This is a genomic window from Proteus sp. G3927, assembly GCF_963894685.1.
Lineage (GTDB): Bacteria > Pseudomonadota > Gammaproteobacteria > Enterobacterales > Enterobacteriaceae > Proteus > Proteus mirabilis.
Genome location: NZ_CAWQGX010000012.1, coordinates 1 through 20,785, shown reverse-complemented (window position 1 = coordinate 20,785; position 20,785 = coordinate 1). Strand labels below are relative to the sequence as shown.

The 20,785-nt window shown below is 39.9% G+C and carries 19 protein-coding genes and 1 pseudogene; 9 read left to right on the top strand and 11 right to left on the bottom strand.

From position 1 onward, the window contains the following. Positions 1 to 56: 56 nt before the first annotated feature. Complete coding sequence (locus AACV00_RS04330; RefSeq protein ID WP_020945118.1) at positions 57 to 944, bottom strand: 2OG-Fe dioxygenase family protein; 888 nt, start codon at positions 942 to 944, stop codon at positions 57 to 59. Positions 945 to 1,134: 190 nt separating this feature from the next. After that, a complete protein-coding gene (locus tag AACV00_RS04325) occupies positions 1,135 to 2,748 on the bottom strand; it encodes a sigma 54-interacting transcriptional regulator (RefSeq protein WP_004245418.1) in 1,614 nt (537 codons plus the stop codon). A 400-nt stretch (positions 2,749 to 3,148) separates the two neighbouring features. Here AACV00_RS04325 and hydN point away from each other — a divergent pair, with 400 nt between their 5' ends. From hydN to sugE, 4 genes are all read left to right on the top strand, one after another. After that, positions 3,149 to 3,706, top strand: a complete 558-nt coding sequence (gene hydN, locus AACV00_RS04320) for an electron transport protein HydN (protein ID WP_004248867.1) — start codon at positions 3,149 to 3,151, stop codon at positions 3,704 to 3,706. 73 nt (positions 3,707 to 3,779) lie between these two features. Continuing rightward, complete coding sequence (gene hypA / locus AACV00_RS04315; RefSeq protein ID WP_161679862.1) at positions 3,780 to 4,121, top strand: hydrogenase maturation nickel metallochaperone HypA; 342 nt, start codon at positions 3,780 to 3,782, stop codon at positions 4,119 to 4,121. Between the two features lie 8 nt (positions 4,122 to 4,129). Then, the gene (gene hybG / locus AACV00_RS04310) at positions 4,130 to 4,420 is read left to right on the top strand and encodes a hydrogenase maturation factor HybG (protein ID WP_004245414.1); all 291 of its coding nucleotides are present in this window, start codon (positions 4,130 to 4,132) and stop codon (positions 4,418 to 4,420) included. Positions 4,421 to 4,552: 132 nt separating this feature from the next. After that, the gene (sugE, locus tag AACV00_RS04305; protein WP_004245413.1) at positions 4,553 to 4,867 is read left to right on the top strand and encodes a quaternary ammonium compound efflux SMR transporter SugE; all 315 of its coding nucleotides are present in this window, start codon (positions 4,553 to 4,555) and stop codon (positions 4,865 to 4,867) included. 72 nt (positions 4,868 to 4,939) lie between these two features. Here sugE and frdD read toward each other — a convergent pair whose 3' ends face one another. Genes frdD through frdA form a run of 4 tightly spaced genes read right to left on the bottom strand, consistent with a single transcriptional unit; the run spans position 4,940 to position 8,250 of the window. Continuing rightward, complete coding sequence (gene frdD, locus AACV00_RS04300; protein ID WP_004245412.1) at positions 4,940 to 5,299, bottom strand: fumarate reductase subunit FrdD; 360 nt, start codon at positions 5,297 to 5,299, stop codon at positions 4,940 to 4,942. Positions 5,300 to 5,313: 14 nt separating this feature from the next. Continuing rightward, positions 5,314 to 5,709 (bottom strand): fumarate reductase subunit FrdC, encoded by a 396-nt coding sequence (gene frdC, locus AACV00_RS04295; RefSeq protein WP_004245411.1) that lies wholly within the window; start codon positions 5,707 to 5,709, stop codon positions 5,314 to 5,316. Positions 5,710 to 5,723: 14 nt separating this feature from the next. Next, on the bottom strand, positions 5,724 to 6,461 hold the full coding sequence (locus AACV00_RS04290; RefSeq protein WP_004248868.1) for a succinate dehydrogenase/fumarate reductase iron-sulfur subunit: 738 nt from the start codon (positions 6,459 to 6,461) through the stop codon (positions 5,724 to 5,726). Beyond that, positions 6,454 to 8,250 carry a fumarate reductase (quinol) flavoprotein subunit gene (gene frdA, locus AACV00_RS04285; RefSeq protein WP_161679860.1) on the bottom strand — a complete coding sequence of 599 codons (1,797 nt, stop codon included), beginning with the start codon at positions 8,248 to 8,250 and terminating at the stop codon, positions 6,454 to 6,456. Before frdA ends, AACV00_RS04290 begins: the two co-directional genes overlap by 8 nt. A 959-nt stretch (positions 8,251 to 9,209) precedes the next feature. On the opposite strand from frdA, the gene epmA reads away from it, so the two are divergent. Further along, entirely contained in the window at positions 9,210 to 10,187 is a 978-nt protein-coding gene (epmA, locus tag AACV00_RS04280) for an elongation factor P--(R)-beta-lysine ligase (RefSeq protein ID WP_004245408.1), read from the top strand. Positions 10,188 to 10,448: 261 nt separating this feature from the next. Here epmA and glpQ read toward each other — a convergent pair whose 3' ends face one another. Both glpQ and glpT read right to left on the bottom strand, forming a co-directional pair. Further along, a complete protein-coding gene (gene glpQ, locus AACV00_RS04275) occupies positions 10,449 to 11,528 on the bottom strand; it encodes a glycerophosphodiester phosphodiesterase (RefSeq protein WP_004245407.1) in 1,080 nt (359 codons plus the stop codon). A gap of 133 nt (positions 11,529 to 11,661) precedes the next feature. After that, positions 11,662 to 13,014 carry a glycerol-3-phosphate transporter gene (gene glpT, locus AACV00_RS04270; RefSeq protein WP_004252777.1) on the bottom strand — a complete coding sequence of 451 codons (1,353 nt, stop codon included), beginning with the start codon at positions 13,012 to 13,014 and terminating at the stop codon, positions 11,662 to 11,664. A 380-nt stretch (positions 13,015 to 13,394) separates the two neighbouring features. Here glpT and glpA point away from each other — a divergent pair, with 380 nt between their 5' ends. The 3 genes from glpA to glpC are packed head-to-tail and all read left to right on the top strand — an operon-like array spanning position 13,395 to position 17,540. Continuing rightward, entirely contained in the window at positions 13,395 to 15,053 is a 1,659-nt protein-coding gene (gene glpA, locus AACV00_RS04265) for an anaerobic glycerol-3-phosphate dehydrogenase subunit A (protein WP_004245405.1), read from the top strand. After that, positions 15,043 to 16,350 carry a glycerol-3-phosphate dehydrogenase subunit GlpB gene (gene glpB, locus AACV00_RS04260; RefSeq protein ID WP_017827251.1) on the top strand — a complete coding sequence of 436 codons (1,308 nt, stop codon included), beginning with the start codon at positions 15,043 to 15,045 and terminating at the stop codon, positions 16,348 to 16,350. The genes glpA and glpB overlap by 11 nt, the downstream gene beginning before the upstream one ends. Continuing rightward, positions 16,347 to 17,540 carry an anaerobic glycerol-3-phosphate dehydrogenase subunit GlpC gene (gene glpC / locus AACV00_RS04255; protein ID WP_004245402.1) on the top strand — a complete coding sequence of 398 codons (1,194 nt, stop codon included), beginning with the start codon at positions 16,347 to 16,349 and terminating at the stop codon, positions 17,538 to 17,540. Before glpB ends, glpC begins: the two co-directional genes overlap by 4 nt. A gap of 156 nt (positions 17,541 to 17,696) precedes the next feature. On the opposite strand, the gene AACV00_RS04250 is transcribed toward glpC, so the two are convergent. After that, positions 17,697 to 18,800 carry a glycerol dehydrogenase gene (locus AACV00_RS04250; RefSeq protein WP_020945121.1) on the bottom strand — a complete coding sequence of 368 codons (1,104 nt, stop codon included), beginning with the start codon at positions 18,798 to 18,800 and terminating at the stop codon, positions 17,697 to 17,699. A 319-nt stretch (positions 18,801 to 19,119) separates the two neighbouring features. Then, positions 19,120 to 19,794: a 7-cyano-7-deazaguanine/7-aminomethyl-7-deazaguanine transporter gene (locus AACV00_RS04245; RefSeq protein ID WP_004245400.1), complete on the bottom strand. Its 675-nt coding sequence runs from the start codon at positions 19,792 to 19,794 to the stop codon at positions 19,120 to 19,122. Between the two features lie 210 nt (positions 19,795 to 20,004). On the opposite strand from AACV00_RS04245, the gene tusA reads away from it, so the two are divergent. Next, positions 20,005 to 20,259, top strand: coding sequence for a sulfurtransferase TusA (tusA, locus tag AACV00_RS04240; RefSeq protein ID WP_004245397.1), 255 nt, complete (start codon positions 20,005 to 20,007; stop codon positions 20,257 to 20,259). 67 nt (positions 20,260 to 20,326) lie between these two features. Here the strand turns inward: tusA and tnpA are convergent. Continuing rightward, a pseudogene (gene tnpA, locus AACV00_RS04235) lies at positions 20,327 to 20,743 on the bottom strand (IS200/IS605 family transposase). Between the last annotated feature and the right edge of the window lie 42 nt (positions 20,744 to 20,785).

Here is a 20,785-nt window from a genome sequence, read left to right as displayed (position 1 = left end):
AACCGAGCATAACTGATCTAGATATCAGTAAGCTCGGTTTTTTTATCGCTTTATGCTTAGGCTACTTGCTTATTTAAATGTAACGTTAGTGGTAAATCGGGATGTAATTGGGTTGAATCAAACTGATGTGATGGATGAGTGTTTACGGTTGGATAACGGGATAATAACACAATAAAATCCTGATAAGCAGAGTGGTGATTGTCATGCGTAAAAATAGGTGTACCACTATGATTTAACTCATTATCCGCAATTAACAATATATCCAGATATTGGGCATTATTATGCTCATAGAGAACATTATTAGGATTAATATCTTGCCAAGGTGTACCTATTGCTTCTTGAGGAGAATGAACACGTAATGCGCCGGAATTATTTTTTACATTATTTTTATTCATCATGACAATCATTGTGTGATCAACACCATCTTTATGCACCCCTTCAATAGAAAGCTCACTTAACGAATTAGGTTCAGCAATGAGTCTTAAATGAAATACCGTTGAAATTGATTTAGGGGATTGTTGATCGGTTAAGCGGCGTGGTGTAAATCGATTTCCTTCAATCAGGAGCATTTTTAATTTCAATAATGCTTGGTAAGCGGTATTGCTTTGCCAGCGATCGTCAATTGCTCGAAAGTGTCTTTGTGCACCGCTATCTTCACGAATAAAGCCATCTTCTTCAGTGAGGACAAAAGGTTGATACTCTAGTCGTGAAATGGTTTTAGCCTCATTATCGAAAAGGTAGCGTCCGGTGCGAGAGTGACGAAACGACAATGTAGGATCTTGCGCGAGATAATCACCATATTCTATGAGTGTATCTATATCTTTCTCTGTTGCACCTAATTGTTTTATTAAATCAATAACTATTTTTTGTGGAATAAAAACATATTTATTATTTTTATATTCTTCTTTTATTTTATTAATTTTATTCGTAAGCAGGTCATTCATAGGTAATATGCTCCATGGATTATTTATATTCTTATAATAAGTTAGCGTTAATTAACTAGTGATAATAATTAAAAAAATATAACCACTAAAATTATAGATAGGGATAAAAAAGTTGCCAATGGACAGAAAAAAACGAGTGTAACAAATTAATTACACTCGTTTTACAATATCGGCTGTAGTGGTCGTAAAACTAAAGAATTTCAGGAATGGAAATACCTAAGCGTTGCATACGTGATAATAAGGTGGTTCTTTTTAATCCTAATTTTAATGCCGCACCTCTGGCACCAGCCACTACACCGTTAGTTTCTCTAAGGGCTTGTATTATCCGCTCACGCTCTTCATCATCACTTTCAGGTGCGCTAGTTTGCATCTTTTTTTCTATGGCTGATGGTTGCGAAAGCACTTGTTTTAAACGAGATGGTTTATTGATATTTAACTCTTTTAGTTGCAAATTTAGCGTAGAGCCTCGAGTTAAAATAACCGCGCGCTCAATAATATTTTCAAGCTCTCGTACATTTCCCGGCCAAGGATAATGGGTTAATTGCTCCAAAGCATGTGTTGGAATACAGTCTATTTTTCTATCCATGCGGCGGGCAATTTTTTGCGTAAAATATTTTGCCAATAAGGGGATATCTTCAGGTCGCTCCCGTAATGGCGGGATAATAATAGGAAAAACATTCAGACGATAATAGAGATCTTCTCGAAATTCCCCTTCATCCGTCAGTTCACATAAATCTTTATTGGTCGCTGCAATTAAGCGTACATCCACAGGAATAACTTTATTACCACCTAATCTTTCAATTTCGCGCTCTTGGAGAACCCGTAATAGTTTTGGCTGTAATTCAATGGGCATATCGCCAATTTCATCGAGAAAAAGCGTACTTTTATCTGCCATTTCAAATCGACCCACATGGGCATGTGTTGCACCCGTAAAAGCGCCTTTATCATGTCCAAAAAGATCACTTTCTAACAGACCGGAAGGTACTGCTGCACAATTCATTTTTATCATCGTCTTATTTTTACGGTGACTTAAACGATGGATCGCTCGTGCAATTAACTCTTTACCAGTACCTGTTTCGCCTAAGATAAGTACAGTACTGTCACTTTGAGCGACTAACTCAATTTGTTCTAGTACATTATGCATGGCATCGCTTTGATAAATAATCTCGCTAAAACTACCATTTCTATTTATTTGTTCATTAAGCCAAATATTTTCGTTCTTAAGGCTATCTTTAAGGTGAGTTATCTCTTCATAAGCGGCGGCATTTTCAATTGCAATCCCGATTCGCGCGGCAATTTGTTGCAATAATTGACAAGTTTCTTCAGTAAAAACACTACTTATTTCATGCGCTAGGATTAATAAACCTAGCGGTTTACGGTTAAAAGCCAGTGGCAATAACAAAGCCGTCTGCATATTTTGTTTTACGAGACGTTTAATCAAAACATCGTCTTGATCTTCTTTATTGATATCGATTAAAACGGGTTTGTTTTGATGAATAATTTCTTCGGCTTTGTTATTGGCGCTACTGAACTTACGTTGTTGACGAATGACAGATTTTCCTGTCTGATAACGACTAGAATAAAGAATACCTTCATGACTATTTTGTGATGAAGTACGACATAACATCAGACTAATATGATTAAGTCCGAAAAAACGATGTATTTCTTTAGATACTTCAGAAATGAGGCCATCCATGTCTAGATGCGCTAATACAGAATTTGTAATATCGACAAGTATACGATATTGATTCCGCTCACTGCGAAGGCTCTCCATAGTTTCAGCATTGTTACTGCTTAATTTCATGACACCACCGATTGCCCTAAAAAATTAACTATATTGTAATCGCTTTATTATAAATTTATATCAATGACTGAGTCATTTTTGATCCAAACCGCTATTTTCTTATTTAACGGGAAAGTAAAAAATATAAATTTAACAAATCGATATATATTTATTTATATATCGATTGATTAGATCGTCAAAAATGTCGAATAAATTGACGAAATATAATTTTCCTAATTAATAATCATTTTTATTTGCAAATTATTTAATTGAAAAATAAGGATTAGTTAATTTAAAAATAGATTGGCATGAACCATGCTATATCTAATATATAGATACCTAATTGTTATTCTAAATTAGATAATTAATTGCGTTTATCGCCAATATAACGGCTATATATAACAAACAGCAGGAGAATATGATGAACCGTTTCATCATTGCAGACCCTAAAAAGTGTATTGGTTGCCATACCTGTGAAGTAGCATGTGTTGTTTCACATCAGCAAGCTTCCCAAGATAATTTAGCAATCGACCAAATTAGTGAGCAAAATTTCCAACCACGCATTCATGTGGTGAAAGGCTTTTCAATTAGTACCGCAGTTGTCTGCCATCAATGTGAAGATGCTCCTTGTGCCAATGTCTGTCCTAATGGTGCCATTATTCATAATAAAGATTATTACTATGTCGATCAGGATAAATGCATTGGTTGTAAAACCTGTGTCTTGGCTTGTCCTTATGGCACTATGGAAGTGGTTTCTCGTCCGGTTATGCGTAAATTAACCGCTCTCAATACGATTGAAGCATTTAAAGCTGAAGCCAATAAATGTGATTTATGTCATCACCGTGCTGAAGGTCCTGCTTGTGTTGAGGTCTGCCCAACGCAGGCATTAGTCTGTATTGATAGAGATGCACTTGAAGATATGGTTAAAGAGCGTCGTCGTAAAGCGGCTTTTGAAACAGGCGCTGATTTATTGTTCTAAGATCAAGAATAAAGCAACTATGTCCTGATACTATAGTTGCTATTATTTATCCTGCTTCAAGTAAGGTATAGACATGCATGAAATCACGCTTTGCCAGAGCGCATTTGAGATAATTGACTCACAAGCTAAATTAAATAATGCGCAAAAAGTAAAAAGCGTTTGGATGGAGATCAGCGCACTATCTTGTGTTGAAGTCTCTGCACTTGAGTTTTGCTTTGATATTGTTTGTCGAGATACTATCGCACAAGGTTGCCAGCTACATATTGAGGTTATCCCAGCTAAAGCATGGTGTTGGGATTGCCATCAAGTGGTGACTGTTTCGACTTTTAATGCAGGTTGTCCTGTTTGTGGTAGTCAAAATTTGCGGGTTGAGAATGACGATGCAATGCGCATAAAACAAATAGAGATCGAATAGGGGTTGTTATGTGCCTTGGTATTCCAGGTCAAGTTGTTGAAGTGGGAAAAACCATCACTGAAAATGCATTGGTCGATGTTTGTGGTGTTAAGCGTGAAGTGAATATCGCATTAGTTTGTGAAGGCGAGCCTGATACGATGATTGGCAAGTGGGTATTAGTGCATGTGGGTTTTGCCATGAGTATCGTTAACGAACAAGAAGCACAAGAAACCCTTAACGCATTGATGGCGATGGGGGAAGTCGAAGACGATGTGAGTGCTTTTCTCTATGGTGAGGAAAGTACAGCTAAACGTGCTTGAGCAAATTTAATACTATTTGCATGGTTGCTGACTTTTTCTTATACTCTATTTTCACTTTTCAAAGGCTGGGACGACCCAGCTTTTTAATCTGTATATTCAGGGGACGACCCCAATTATCAATAGGGGTAGTTTATGTCTTGGATAATTCTCTTTGTCGCTGGCCTATTAGAAATTGTGTGGGCGGTTGGTCTTAAATACACTCATGGTTTTACCCGTTTAACACCAAGTATTATTACGATCAGTGCGATGATCGTGAGTATGGGGATGTTATCGTATGCGATGAAAGGCTTACCTGCGGGTACGGCTTACGCCATTTGGACCGGTATTGGTGCCGTTGGTACGGCTATCTTTGGTATTATCGTTTTTGGTGAATCCGCCAATATTTATCGTTTATTGAGTTTAGCGATGATTGTTTTCGGTATTATTGGTTTGAAATTGGCGAGCTAATTTTTATATTCACGCAGTTTAGCGATAAAAAAAGCCACTCAATGAGTGGCTTTAATTTTATTTATCAAGCGATTATAGTGTAAAAACACCAATAATTGCGATAACACTAATAATTGCTGCAGCACCATAAAATACCCAATTACTAGCAGGTACATGCACTTTAAAATCGTGCAACGTATGGTGAATGCGGTGTAATGCACACCAAACAGGCAGAATAATCATTAGCAGTAAGAAAATACGACCAATAAAACCTTGGCTAAATGCCATGATACGATCGTAAGTAAATGCTTCTGGCGCAATACCCATCGGGATTAGAATACCGAGCAGGATAATAATTGCTGGAGAGACAATCGCACTCCACATACCACCTGCACCAAATAATCCCCAGAAAATAGGTTCATCAGAGCGCTTAGGAAGTTGATTCTGATTCATTATTTCCTCCTGGGTTAAACAATTAGCGCCACTGCCAGAATAACGACAGTCACGACGATGGTTAGACCCCATAAACCACGAACGATAGGCTCTTGTGGTAATTTTTCATCTTTAACGACGATATTAACGGCTTTCGGTGCAAGCTTAAACCAAGTGGCCGTATGGAATACCGTTGCGATAAGGGTCACAATATTAATCAGCATCACTATTGGGTTACTTAGGAATCCAACGAATCCCGCCCAACTTTCTGGTCCATTTTTCAGTGCAAATACACCGAACAGTACAACCAGACTGAACCAAAGTTGTGGTAGACAAGTTCCTTCACGGGTGATGTAGAAACGATAGAAACCGAGTTTCGTCCACCAGTTTGGCTGCATACCACGAACATAAGGCTTACGTTTTGTTGTCATGTCTTGTTTCCTCCTTAACGTGGTTTCAGCATGGCAATGACAAAGTCTTGCGCACTGGCTGCTTTACCCTGCTGAATAGCCGCAGCAGGATCCACATGTTTTGGACAGACTTCAGAGCAGTAGCCCACGAAAGTACAAGACCAGACGCCATTTTCACCATTTAATTGAGGCATACGCTCTTTAGCCCCGTGGTCACGGCTATCGGTATTGTAACGTTGTGCTAACGTAATCGCTGCAGGACCAATAAACTCAGGATTTAAACCAAACTGAGGACATGCTGCATAGCATAAACCACAGTTGATACAACCAGAGAATTGGTGGTATTTCGCCATTTGAGCAGGAGTCTGTTTATTTGGACCTTCTGAAGGCTTGCGATCATTTCCTAAGATGTAAGGTTTAATCGCTTCTAAGCTTTCAATAAAGTGAGTCATATCGACGACAAGGTCGCGCTCGACAGGGAAGTTACCTAACGCTTCTATTCTCACCCCATTTGGGTAATCACGCATAAAGGTTTTACAAGCCAGTTTTGGGACTCGGTTAACCATCATGCCGCAAGAGCCACAAATTGCCATACGGCAAGACCAACGGTAAGACAGATCTGGCGCTAAGTTATCTTTAATATAACCCAATGCATCCAATAATGAGGTTTGCTCATCGTAAGGCACATCATAAGTGACGAAATGAGGCGCATCATCCGTTTCGGGGTTATAGCGCATGACTTCCATCTTAACGTGCTTCATGTCATCAGCCATTCGCTTTCTCCTTATTCTGCTTGTCTTGTGCAGTCGCTTCACCACCATAGACACGTTTAGCAGGAGCAGATTTGGTGATCTTCACATCGCTATATTCTAAACGCGGTGCACCTTCTGGGTTATAGAATGCCAGAGTGTGTTTAAGGAAGTTCACGTCATCACGCTCAGTACAACCTTCGTCAAGACGTTGGTGTGCACCACGAGACTCTTTACGATTGATTGCAGAATGCGCCATACATTCAGCGACATCTAAACCAAAGCCAAGCTCAATTTTATACAGTAAATCAGTATTAAAGACGCTACTGGTATCTTTAATTTCTACGTGTTTAAAACGTTCTTTTAGTTCAGTCAGTTTATCAATGGTTTTTTGCATTAATTCAGGTGTACGATAGATACCGCAACCTTCTTCCATGGCTTCACCCATTTCATCGCGGATCTGAGCCCAATTTTCAGAACCTTTTTGGTTCATCAGTTTTTTCAGATTGTCTTCGATGTCACGAGTTTGTGCATCTAATGCTGATGCGTTAGCAGGGGTTGCTTCTTGGGCACGACGAACAGCTTCTTCCCCAGCAAGACGACCAAATACTACAAGTTCAGCCAGTGAGTTAGAACCTAAACGGTTAGCGCCATGTAAGCCGACAGATGAACACTCACCCACCGCAAACAGACCTTGAATACGTGTTTCTGTGCGCTGATTAGTCTCGATACCACCCATGGTGTAGTGTGCAGTTGGACGAACTGGAATAGGTTCATTAACAGGATCAACACCCACATACGCTTTTGCCAGTTCACAAATGAATGGTAAACGTTCATGAAGTTTTTTCGCACCCAGATGACGTAAATCAAGATGCACGACATCACCACGGTGAGTTTTTATGGTACGACCCGCGCGCCACTCATGCCAGAATGCTTGAGAAACTTTATCGCGAGGACCTAATTCCATATATTTATTTTCGGGTTTACCTAATGGTGTTTCTGGTCCTAGGCCATAATCTTGTAGATAACGGTAACCATCTTTATTGACCAGAATACCCCCTTCACCACGGCAACCTTCGGTCATCAGAATACCTGAGCCCGGTAAACCAGTTGGGTGATATTGCACAAATTCCATATCACGCAGTGGCACGCCATGACGTAAGGCTATCCCCATACCATCACCTGTAACGATACCGCCATTAGTATTAAAGCGATAAACGCGACCTGCGCCACCTGTTGCCATAATGACAGCATTAGCACGAATTTGAACTTTCGTCCCTTCCATCATATTAATAGCAACAACACCACGAGCGTGGCCTTCATCAACAAGGATATCGAGAACGAAATGTTCATCGAAACGTTGAATTTGTGGGTATTTTAAAGAGGTTTGGAACAGGGTGTGTAACATGTGGAAGCCGGTTTTATCGGCGGCGAACCAAGTCCGTTCGATTTTCATCCCACCAAAACGTCGGACGTTGACTGACCCGTCTTCTTTACGGCTCCAAGGACAGCCCCAGAGTTCTAGTTGAGTCATCTCTGTTGGACAATGCTCAACGAAGTAATCAACGACATCCTGCTCACACAACCAGTCACCGCCAGAAACGGTATCATTGAAGTGAAAGTCGTAGGAGTCGTGAGCCTGAGTCACTGCTGCTGATCCGCCTTCTGCTGCCACAGTGTGGCTACGCATAGGGTAAACTTTTGAGATCAGAGCAATTTTCAGTTGAGGATTTGCTTCCGCTGCAGCAATTGCTGCTCGTAAGCCTGCGCCCCCGGCTCCGATTATCGCTATATCGGCATTAAAGGTTTGCACTGCGCTTCTCCATTGTTCAAGTGAAAATTGGAATAATTGTCTAGAATTCAATTCACTGACATTATTAATTTAGTAATGCTATTTTTTTAAGCTATCCGTAACGAAAATGTTTCACTGCCTTGTGACTACGCTTGATAACATCGTTATTATCATTGACTGTAATTTTAGTATAACGAAATGTAAGGTACGGAAATTTGATATGAATGATGGTTTTCCCGTATTTCACAAAAAAAGTGTGATCTACACCAAGAATTCTCGGTTTTACTAATAATTAACCAGATAAACTTGAGCATAAAATAAAATATTTAATTCTAAAATAAAAATAAAGTTAGCAATGAATAATTCGTTTTTAAAGTATAGATAATTTGAATTACAAAGAACAATGGTTTTTTGTTATTGACTGATTTTTAAGGTAAAATAAATTATCTTTAAGCTGTTTTAATATAATTTAATAAAAATATAAACAAATAGTTAAAATAAACTTTTACTATTTATCTAAAACAAATCGATTTGTCTTATTAATTGTTAATAAAATATTAATAAAATCTCTTAAAGATTATAATAGCCATCAAACTTAACGGCGCTAAATATTAAATAGTGCTTAAAATTGATAAAAAATAGACTTATTTTATATAAGAAAAATATGAGTTTATTGTTGAACTTAATTGAGAAAGAGAATTATTCTAATTTTTATTTTTGATACACCGCTGCGCTATTAGTGGCATAAAAAGTTGTTATCGTTATTGGCTTGGGATAGACGTGCTATTGCTAGTGACGAAAAAACGCAAAAAAGTAGATGATTTGTAGAATTGTATTGATTGTATTTATATGTTTGTCGATATTTAATCAATATAATTGGTGGGAATGAAAATATGGTACATCTTTTCTGGAAGAAATTTGTCTGTTGAAGAGGATGCGAGTAAACTGCACGCTTTGTTTTCTGTTGGAGTTTTTCGTTCATGAGTGAAATCGCGGATTGGCAGCCAAGCGCCTCAATCGCCAACTTACTGAAAAAGGCGAAAATTGTCAGTAATATTAGGCGTTTTTTCGCTGATCGTGGTGTTTTAGAAGTTGAAACACCGATGATGAGTCAGGCTACCGTTACCGATATTCATCTATGCCCATTTGAAACCCAATTTGTGGGGCCTGGTGCTTCTCAAGGGCTAAAGTTATATTTAATGACCAGTCCTGAATACCATATGAAGCGTCTATTAGCGGCGAACAGTGGGCCAATTTATCAAATGGGGCGTTGCTTCCGTAACGAGGAAGCCGGTAGATATCATAATCCGGAATTTACGATGCTTGAATGGTATCGACCTTGTTTTGATATGTACCGGTTGATGAATGAAGTCGATGATTTATTACAAGAAGTGCTTGATTGTGAAGCGTCTGAATCGCTCTCATATCAACAAGCCTTTTTGCGCTATCTCGATATCGACCCTTTATCTGCAGATAAAGAAAAGCTACGTGAGGTTGCGGCAAAGCTTGATTTATCAAATATTGCTGACACAGAAGAAAATAGAGATACGCTACTGCAATTACTTTTTGTGTCAGGTGTAGAGCCTCATATTGGTCTTGAAAAACCAACCTTTATCTATCATTTTCCTGCTTCACAAGCTTCCCTTGCTGAAATCAGCTCAGAAGATCATCGTGTTGCAGAGCGATTTGAGGTCTATTTTAAAGGTGTTGAGTTAGCAAATGGTTTTCGTGAATTAACGGATGCTAAAGAGCAACGTCTTCGTTTTGAACGTGATAATCGTCAACGTGTTGCCATGGGATTACCTGAACAGCCTATTGATGAGCGTTTTTTAGCTGCGCTTGAAGCTGGATTACCTGAATGTTCTGGGGTTGCTTTAGGCGTTGATCGCCTGATTATGCTCGCACTCGGTGTTGAGCGCATTAGTGATGTGATTGCCTTCCCTGTTTATAGAGCATAATTTATTTGCTAATCAGATTAAAAAGAGAGTTTAGGCTCTCTTTTTTAATATGAATAATATGGAAAAATACGAAAAATTGGTAAACGAGCATTTAAACGAGCATAAAATTAGCCTAAAACACAATATACTGTGATAACAAACGAGTAAAGCGTATGGATAATCGGAGCGATTTTCACTATGAGACACGGTGAGAGTAGCAGAGCAACTCAAGGGAAATTATCCTGCCCTTTATTGATAAGAGCAGGATAACAGAAATAAAGGTTATTTAGCTTGTTTTTGTAAGAACTTAACCCCTAAATCAGGGAAATCAGTAAATACCCCTTCGGCACCCGCTTGGTTATAAATAATGTCATAAAGCTGATCGCCATCTTTGGCATATTTAGGTAGTTTATCCACTCGTACCGTAAATGGATGAATGGTTAACTTGTTGGCATGAGCATCGGCGGCCATACCGGTTAAGGTGATTTTATCTGGTGTTGAGTCTTCTTCTACTAACATATGATAATCAGGGCCAATGCCATCAGCATAAGTCGCAATTTCTTTCATGGCGCCAGGTTTAAACATCCAGTCATAACTGTAGTTTGTCCATGTACCATCTGGTTGTTTTTCATATGTCTCATTCCAATCGGTATAAGCGATTAACTGAACCAGTTTTAAATCCATCCCCATTTGTGGCATCAATTCTGTTTTAATGCGTTTTAGATCGTTAGGATCAAAGGATTGTAGATAAACATTATCGCTCTTTTGGGTATAGCCATACTGTTTTAAGACTTCGAGAACTTTTTTAGTAATGTCTTTCCCTTCTTGTTCATGAAACCAAGGTGCTTTGATCTCAGGATAAATACCAATATCTTGTCCTGTTGATTTGTTTAAGCCTTGGATAAACTCAATCTCTTCTTGGAAAGTGTGGATACGAAAATCGGATTTTCCCATTGGGAAACGATTTGGATAACTTTGGACTTTTTTACCGTTAACAATATCGAAACCTTCGGTAAATTTCAGCCCTTTGATCTCATCAAGAGTAAAATCGATAGCATAGTAACGGCCATCTTTTCTTGCTCTGTCTGGATAGCGTTCAGCAACATCGGTGACACGATCGAGATAGTGATCATGCAAGACAACCAGTTGGTTATCTTTTGTCATCACCAGATCTTGTTCTAGATAATCGGCACCTTGTGCATAGGCGAGTGCTTTGGCAGGTAAGGTGTGTTCAGGTAAATAACCGCTGGCACCACGATGGGCAATCACTACTTTATCGCTTGCTGCTTGTGCGATTGTACTTAAAGATAGAGTTAAAAGAACGCCCGCCACTAACGGTTTCAGTTTGAAAGGTGTACTCATAAAGTTGCTCCATTTTCATTTTCGTACAATAAAGCTATGTACAGTTGGCAATAAAAAAGCCACATCAGAAAGTTGATGTGGCTTGATTTTTAGAGATGAGATTTAATCAATTTCATAAATAATCAGTTAATGATTATTCATACTTCTGTGACATTTCACGTTTGTGTTTGGTTTCATTTATCATCACGATAAGTAATAACACAACAGATAATGCACTACCGCCGATCATGACCATAAAGCCACCGTCCCAACCGAAGTAGTCAACGGTGTAACCTACGATAGCACTTGCCGCAACAGAACCCCCTAAGTAACCGAATAGACCGGTGAAGCCCGCAGCGGTACCCGCAGCTTTTTTCGGTGCTAATTCAAGGGCGTGCAGACCAATTAGCATAACAGGACCGTAGATTAAGAAACCAATGATTAACATACATGCCATATCAACATTCGGGTTACCTGCTGGGTTCATCCAGAATACGATAGTGGCAATGGTTACTAAGGTCATAAAGAATACCCCAGTTGCACCACGGTTACCTTTGAACACTTTGTCTGACATCCAACCACACAGCAGTGTGCCCGGAATACCTGCGTATTCATATAAGAAGTATGCCCATGAGGATTTATCCATAGCGAAATCTTTGACTTCGCGAAGATAAGTCGGAGACCAGTCCAATACGCCGTAACGAAGTAAGTAAACAAATACGTTAGCAATTGCAATCATCCACAGAAGTTTGTTAGGGAAAACATACTTCATAAAGATTTCTTTTGCTGTCAGTTCTTGTTCGTCTGTTTCTTTATAATCAGGTGGATAATCGTTTTTATATTCTTCGATAGGAGGTAGACCACAAGATTGTGGTGTATCGCGCATTAATGCAAACGCAATCATCGCTACTAAAATAGCCGCGAATGCTGGCATATATAATGCTGCTTTCCAGTCGTTAAACCATGCCATACCTAATAGGAACAGCAATGGCGGTAAACCACCACCGACGTTATGAGCACAGTTCCAAATAGAGACGATACCGCCACGCTCTTTTTGTGACCACCAGTGAACCATGGTACGTCCACAAGGAGGCCAACCCATACCTTGGAACCAACCACACAGGAACAACAACACGAACATGATCATAATGCTCGAAGTTGCCCATGGCACAAAGCCCATAATTAACATCACAATGGATGCAAGAATAAGACCTGCGGGTAAGAAGTAACGCGGGTTAGCACGGTCAGAGAATGACCCCATGATAAACTTAGAGAAACCGTAAGCAATCGAGATCCCTGATAAAGCAAAACCCAGATCCCCTTTAGAGAATCCCTCTTCTACGAGGTAAGGCATTGCTAAAGCGAAGTTTTTCCTTACTAAATAATAAGCAGCGTAACCAAAGAAAATCCCCATAAAGATTTGCCAACGTAAACGGCGATAGACAGGATCTATCTGTTCCTTTGGCAGACGCGCTTTATGCGGCGCAGGTCTAAACAGACTTAACATATTAGCCTCCGATGGCTTTTATTTTAATATGTTGATATTAAACAATGACAAAACGAACAACAAAGTAATCAAAAAATTTTCTTTAACGAACGTAATAGTAAACTTGTTGAAGCAAATTTACTGTGAAGTAATACTCAGTTGTCGAATAATTTTTCAAGATGTGTAATTTTGAGTGATATGTTAACTTTATGAAACACTTTCTGGTAAATAATTTGTGATTAGTATCACATATGTCGTTTTAATTTTTCACTCATGAGCGTTTCTCTTTCGTTTTTGCTCATTATCAAACATTAACCACATTTTTTGTGTATCTTATACACTATAATTAACGTTAAAGAATAATTAAGCGTTTGCTGAATGTAATGTGAGAGGGCATCTCTATGATGAGCGGTTCACCAGTGACAGAAACAGATGTCATTATTATCGGCGGTGGAGCTACGGGGGCAGGCATGGCAAGAGACTGTGCTCGTCGTGGATTACGCTGTATCCTACTGGAAAGACACGATATCGCAACCGGTGCAACCGGTCGAAACCATGGTTTATTACATAGTGGCGCACGCTATGCAGTGACCGATCCGGAATCAGCGCGTGAGTGTATAGAAGAAAACATGATCTTAAAACGGGTCGCTCGTCATTGTGTTGAAAAAACGGATGGCCTTTTTATTACTCTCCCTGAAGATTCGTTAGAATTCCAACAAACCTTTATTCAATCTTGCCAAGCGGCAGGTATTGATGCTCAAGCCATTTCACCTGAAGAAGCTATTCGCTTAGAGCCTTCGGTGAATCCTAATCTTATTGGTGCGGTTAAAGTACCTGATGGTACGGTTGATCCTTTCCGCTTAACGGCGGCCAATATGTTAGATGCACGTGAACATGGCGCGCAAGTACTCACTTATCATGAAGTGATGGGCTTGATCCGTGAAGGCGACCGTGTGAAAGGTGTACGTGTTTATGATCATCAATCTAAAAATATGTATGAGATCCGCGCACAAATAGTGGCCAATGCGGGAGGAATATGGGGACAAAAAATTGCAGAATATGGTGATTTAAAAGTCCGCATGTTCCCAGCAAAAGGGGCATTACTGATTTTAGGACACCGTATTAATAATATGGTGATCAACCGCTGTCGTAAGCCTGCGGATGCCGATATTTTAGTGCCTGGCGATACCATCTCATTAATAGGAACCACCTCAACTCGCGTTCCTTATGATGAAATCGACAATATGTATGTCACCCCTGAAGAGGTTGATATCCTGATCCGCGAAGGTTCAATGCTGGCACCTAAACTGGCTCAAACTCGTATTTTACGTGCTTATGCCGGTGTACGTCCTTTAGTGGCTAGCGACGATGATCCTTCTGGTCGTAATGTGAGCCGCGGTATTGTATTACTTGACCACGCACAACGGGATGGACTCGAGGGCTTTATCACCATAACCGGTGGTAAATTAATGACTTACCGATTAATGGCTGAATGGGCCACAAACAAGATCTGTGAGAAATTAAATATTTCAGCAAAATGTACCACGGCTGAAGAGCCACTACCTGGCTCTCGCCAATCGGCAGAGCAAGCATTGCGTAGTGTGGTGTCGTTACCGGCGCCAATTCGAGGCTCAGCGGTTTATCGCCATGGCGATTTAGCCAATAAACTATTGAGTAATGAGCGTATTGATAAAAGCTTAGTGTGTGAATGTGAAGCGGTCACGGCCGGTGAAGTTCGTTATGCAGTGAATTCTTTAACCGTGAATAATTTGCTTGATTTACGCCGTCGTACTCGTGTGGGAATGGGAACTTGCCAAGGTGAGTTATGTGCTTGTCGCGCAGCAGGATTATTAAATCGTTTACAAGTCACAACGCCTCATGGCTCCGAACAACAACTTGCCCATTTTCTAAATGAACGTTGGAAAGGTATTCGTCCTATCGCATGGGGTAATGCGTTACGTGAAAGTGAGTTTACCAGTTGGGTGTACCAAGGTTTATGTGGCTTAGATGCCGATATGATTGATAAAACAGCTTCAGTGGAGGCCGATGATGAAATTTGACGTTATCATTATAGGAAGCGGATTAGCGGGACTGACTGCGGGGATCCGCCTTGCTGAAGCGGGCAAATCTTGCGCCATTATCAGTAATGGACAAAGTGCGTTACATTTTTCATCTGGATCACTGGATTTATTAACGCATCTTCCTGATGGCACGCCAGTTTCTCATCCGAAACAAGCATTATCAACACTGGCACAACAAGCACCAGAGCACCCATATAGTCGTATTGGTGAAGCAAATGTCACTCAATTGATAGAGCAAGCGCAAACGCTGTTATCAACAACGAGAAATTTAGACTATAAAGGTAACGGTGATGAAAACCATTACCGTATTACCCCGGTTGGACGTTCTCGCATGAGTTGGATGAGCCCACAGCGCGTGCCGACTTATAGCGTTAATCAACCATTCCCATGGAAAAAAATAGCGGTGGTGGGGATTGAGGGATTCTTGGATTTTCAACCTCAGTTTGCAAGTAGTACTTTAAATGAACAAGGTATTGAGGCCATTCCTTATCACATTCATTTACCTTTATTGGATAGACTACGTGATAATCCAAGTGAGTTTAGAGCAATTAATATTGCGCGCTATTTAGATAAGCCTGAAAACACGCAAGCATTAGCAGAAGAATTAATTAAACACATAGATAATAGTGTTGAGGCGATTGTACTACCTGCATGTATCGGGCTAGATGAAGAAGCGCCAGTTAATTTATTACAAGAGTGTGTGGGTAAACCAATTTGTCTATTACCGACATTACCGCCTTCATTATTAGGTATTCGCCTACATCAGGCACTAAAACTGCGTTTTCAACAAGCAGGTGGTTTGATCATGCCGGGTGATCGCGCAGAAGAAGCTGATTTAGTCGGTAATAAGGTTGTCGGTATTCATACCCGTAATCATACTGATATCCCTATCCGTAGCGAGCATGTCGTATTAGCCACAGGCAGTTTTTTCAATAATGGCTTAATTGCGGAATTTGATCGTATTTACGAGCCATTAATGGAATTAGATTTATTAGAAAGTTTACCGCGTAATGAGTGGACACAAGTCAATGTGTTTGCCAAACAGCCTTATATGCGATTTGGTGTTAATACAGATAGTCAATTAAGACCGTTAAAATATGGTGAAGCGTTAGACAATGTCTATGCGGTGGGGGCGCTTTTAGGTGGTTTTGATCCTCTAAACGAAGGCTGTGGTGCAGGTGTCTCCATGATAAGTGCACTCTATGCAGCTCAACAAATATTACAGAGTGATAAATCGCAGCACACCACATCTGCGGCTGTGGAGGCAATACTATGAGTTTACAAGATACCAGTTTTGAAAGTTGCATTAAATGTACAGTTTGTACAACCTATTGTCCTGTGGCAAAGGTCAATCCACTCTATCCTGGGCCTAAACAAGCAGGCCCTGATGGTGAGCGTTTACGCTTAAAAGATCCCATGCTTTATGATGAAGCACTGAAATACTGTACTAACTGTAAACGTTGTGAAGTGGCATGTCCTTCAGATGTAAAAATAGGGGATATCATTTCCCGTGCTAAACTTAACTACAATCCTAAAACACCTAAAATTCGTGATGCTATTTTAAGTCATACTGATTTAATGGGAACGCTCTCTACGCCAATGGCGCCGATTGTTAACACTATTACCGGATTAAAACCAGTACGTAAAATCTTGGATAAAGCGCTTAAAATCGACCATCGTCGTGAATTACCCAAATACTCTTTTGGTACATTTAGAACATGGATGAAAAAACAGGTTGAAGAGCAAGCACGCTTTAAAGATCAAGTTGCGTTTTTCCACGGTTGCTATGCTAACTACAATCACCCTCAATTAGGGAAAGATTTAGTTAAAGTATTCAATAAAATGGATATTGGTGTTCAACTATTAAAACGTGAAAAATGTTGTGGTGTTGCATTAATTGCCAACGGCTTTGTGAAACAAGCGAAAAAACAAGCCACCGTAAACCTTGAATCTCTGACAGAAAAAATTGTGGAGAACAACATTCCGGTTGTTGCTACATCTTCTACTTGTACTTTCACTATTCGTGATGAATATGAACATATTCTAGATATCGATACCTCAAAAGTACGGGAAAATATAGAATTAGCAACACGTTATATTTATCGGTTATTGGAAGAAGGGCGTGAATTACCATTAAAACATACCCCATTAAAAGTGGTTTATCATACCCCTTGCCATATGGAAAAAATGGGGTGGGCGGCTTACTCCATTGATTTAATCAAACGTATTCCTGGGGTAGAAGTGATTGTATTAGATTCACAATGTTGTGGTATTGCCGGTACTTATGGCTTTAAATCGGAAAACTACGATGTTGCGCAAGGCATTGGGGCGGGATTATTCCGTCAAATTGAAGAGAGTGGTTGTGATTTAGTTATTACAGATTGCGAAACCTGTAAATGGCAAATAGAAATGTCAACAACCAAAAAATGTGAACACCCAATTAGCTTATTAGCTCGGGCATTGTAGAAAAAATTAATGAGATAACAATAACGTAGTCACTGATCACAATAACAAGCAATTTGGGAATAAAAGTCGACCTTTTATTCCCTTTTTTATTACTTTACATCACATCGTGAGTCAACAGGGTACAGAGCACCCTGTTGGCGCCATTAATATTAATCCTTAATATAACCACTCACGCCCTAATTGGTCTGCTGCCATAATCGCCGCAAACACTTTATCGGAATCAACATCAAATGGCATATTGTAAATTGTTTCACCTTCTGCACAGCTTAATTCTGCGACAGCCATGATTTTTTCATTTAATTCATCACCTGTAGCATGTACGCCTAATTCTTCTAAGGTAACAGGTAAGCCAACTTGAACACAGAAATCGAGTACTTCTTCGATCTCTTCTAACGGGCTATTTTCTAGCACTAGTTGAACTAGAGTACCAAAGGCGACTTTTTCACCGTGATACATTGCATGGCACTCTTCTAATGCAGTGAAACCATTATGTATTGCATGTGCGGCGGCTAATCCGGCACTTTCAAAACCAATACCGCTTAAAAAGGTATTTGCTTCGATAATATTTTCAACCGCAGTAGTACACACACTACGGCTGACGGCCAGTTTGGCTTTATAGCCATCTTCAAGTAGGGTGTGATAACAAAGCTCTGCTAATGCCAGTGCTGCAAGGGTGGTTTTACCTCCAGCCATTGTTTGCTTTTGTGCTCGACTACAGGCTCTTGCTTCAAAATAGGTCGCTAAGGCATCTCCCATCCCTGCCACTAATAAACGTGGTGGTGCTGAGGCAATTACATTGGTATCCATAACAACGATATCAGGATTTTTCGGGTAGAAAAGATAGCTATCAAATGCGCCTAGTTCTGTATAAATAACAGAAAGTGCGCTAGTAGGGGCATCGGTTGATGCGATAGTCGGAGAGATCACCACAGGCAACTGGCATTTATAGGCGACGGCTTTGGCGGTATCAAGGGTTTTTCCTCCCCCAACACCAATGATAACAAGAGCGGCTTGTTGTTTGGCTATCTCAACTAAGCGGTCAATCTCTTTATGTGTACATTCACCGTGAAACTGTTCAAAGTGTCCATTGACTTCATACTGTGTCATGCTGTCTTTGACGATACTGCCAGCCAGATCCATGACAAACTTATCAGCGATAATCAATGCTCTCTCACCCAAAGGTTTTGTATATTTCCCAATATGATATAACGCATCAGGCCCTTGGATATACTTCGTTGGGGATTGAATAACTTTTAACATAATAGACTCCTACTATCTTCAAAAGAGTAAAAAATCTTTATGGCGGGGAATATCATCTTAACCGAGATGGAAAAAAGCTGAGATGATCCAGAATACTTTAATAGTTTAATTGATAATAAAAATATTATATTGAAACGGGTTAATTTTTGTATTGCTAGGCAATAAAAGTCTTACTCTTTATCATTCATCAATAGTAGTGCGGTGTCTTCACTTATTATGCTAAATAATGGTATTTATTGCCGGTAGATCAAGGTATTGGTAAAAGTAAGCTAAGGCTTTATTGTGCAAAGAATAAAGCCTTATTGGGGGAGTCAATCAGCTAAGGACGGATTTGAGCATAGCTTTGTTGTTGATTTTCTTGTGCAAAAAAGTAGCGCAAAATAAAGTTCAATAATACGCCATAGGCCGGTAAGAAAAACAGCATACAAATCGTCAATTTAAAAGTGTAATCCACAAGCGCTATTTCGACCCAATTTGCCGCCATAAACGCATCTGTACTGCGATAAAAGGCAATAAAAAAGAAGGCAACAGTATCTAAGAAATTACCAAAAAACATCGCTGCACTTGGTGCAACCCACCATTTTTGTTGTTGTCTTAAACGATTAAAGACAGAAACATCCATAATTTGCCCTAACACATACGCCATAAAGCTTGCTGTCGCTATTCTTGCCACCATGATATTAAAATCATTGAGTGAGGCAAAACCTTGCCAACTTCCTTGGAAAAAGAGTGTTGATATTAGGTAGGAAATAGCTAATGCCGGTATCATAACGGCAGTAATAATGCGTCTTGCCAGAGGGGCTCCATAGATACGAACAGTTAAATCTGTCGCTAAGAAAATAAATGGAAAAGTAAATGCACCCCATGTGGTATGGAAGCCAAAAATAGAAATAGGCAATTGAACAAGATAGTTACTAGAAGTAATTATCAATATATGAAATAACGAAAGCCATAATAGCGCCGCCGCTTTTTGGCGGGAGGTAAACCTATACATAAATTGTACCTTTTTAGTGATTGGGGTGAGGGAACCCAATAAAACGTATGATTTTCTCTCATCAGGAGAGGATGCGCATCATACTCTTGTTGCGCAACAAAAGCAAAGATCGGCGATAACTCAACGTGAAGTTGATGAATGTGCCGTGATGTGCGAGGCAAAGCGAGATATAATAGTGCTATCTGTTAGTGCGAAAAAATGGTTAATACAATGAATGCCCAATTTGATGATGCGACAAAAACATTAGATACCTTAGGACTACGTTGTCCTGAGCCTGTTATGTTAGTGCGTAAAACCATAAGAAATATGGCTCAGGGGGAAACACTGTTGGTGATTGCTGATGATCCGGCGACAGTGCGTGATATTCCCGGTTTTTGTCGTTTTATGGAACATGACCTATTACAGCAAGAGACGCAAGCAACACCTTATCGTTATTTGATCCGCAAAAAAGAGGGTCAGCTGTAAATCAGCTTATCCAAAGCACCGTAAAACCCCGTCCTTCTGGTCGGGGATATAAGGCGCGGTTTTTTAACTAACTCGGTGTTTCCTGTTGCTCAATGTACTGGTGGATAATGGATATTGGTGCGCCACCACAACTCCCCGCGAAATAACTCGGCGACCAAAGAACCCCCTTGTAGTAATAACGTTGGGCAATATCAGGACGATCACGTCGAAGTAATCGACTCGATACCCCTTTAAGGCTGTTAACCAGATTAGATATCGCCAGTTTTGACGGGTAATTAATCAGTCAATGAACGTGATCCCGTTCCCCATCCATTTCAACCAGTTCAACATCAAAGTCAGCACAAACACTGGCAAAGTAGCCTCGCAATTTTTCAATGGCATCCTGATCAAATATTTTTCGCCGGTATTTTGTGACAAAGACCAAATGGACGTGTATCATGAATACACAATGTCTGCCACGGCGAATATTAGTTTCATTTTTCATAGACCAAAGTATAATAGGTAATATGAAACGTCTACAAGCCTT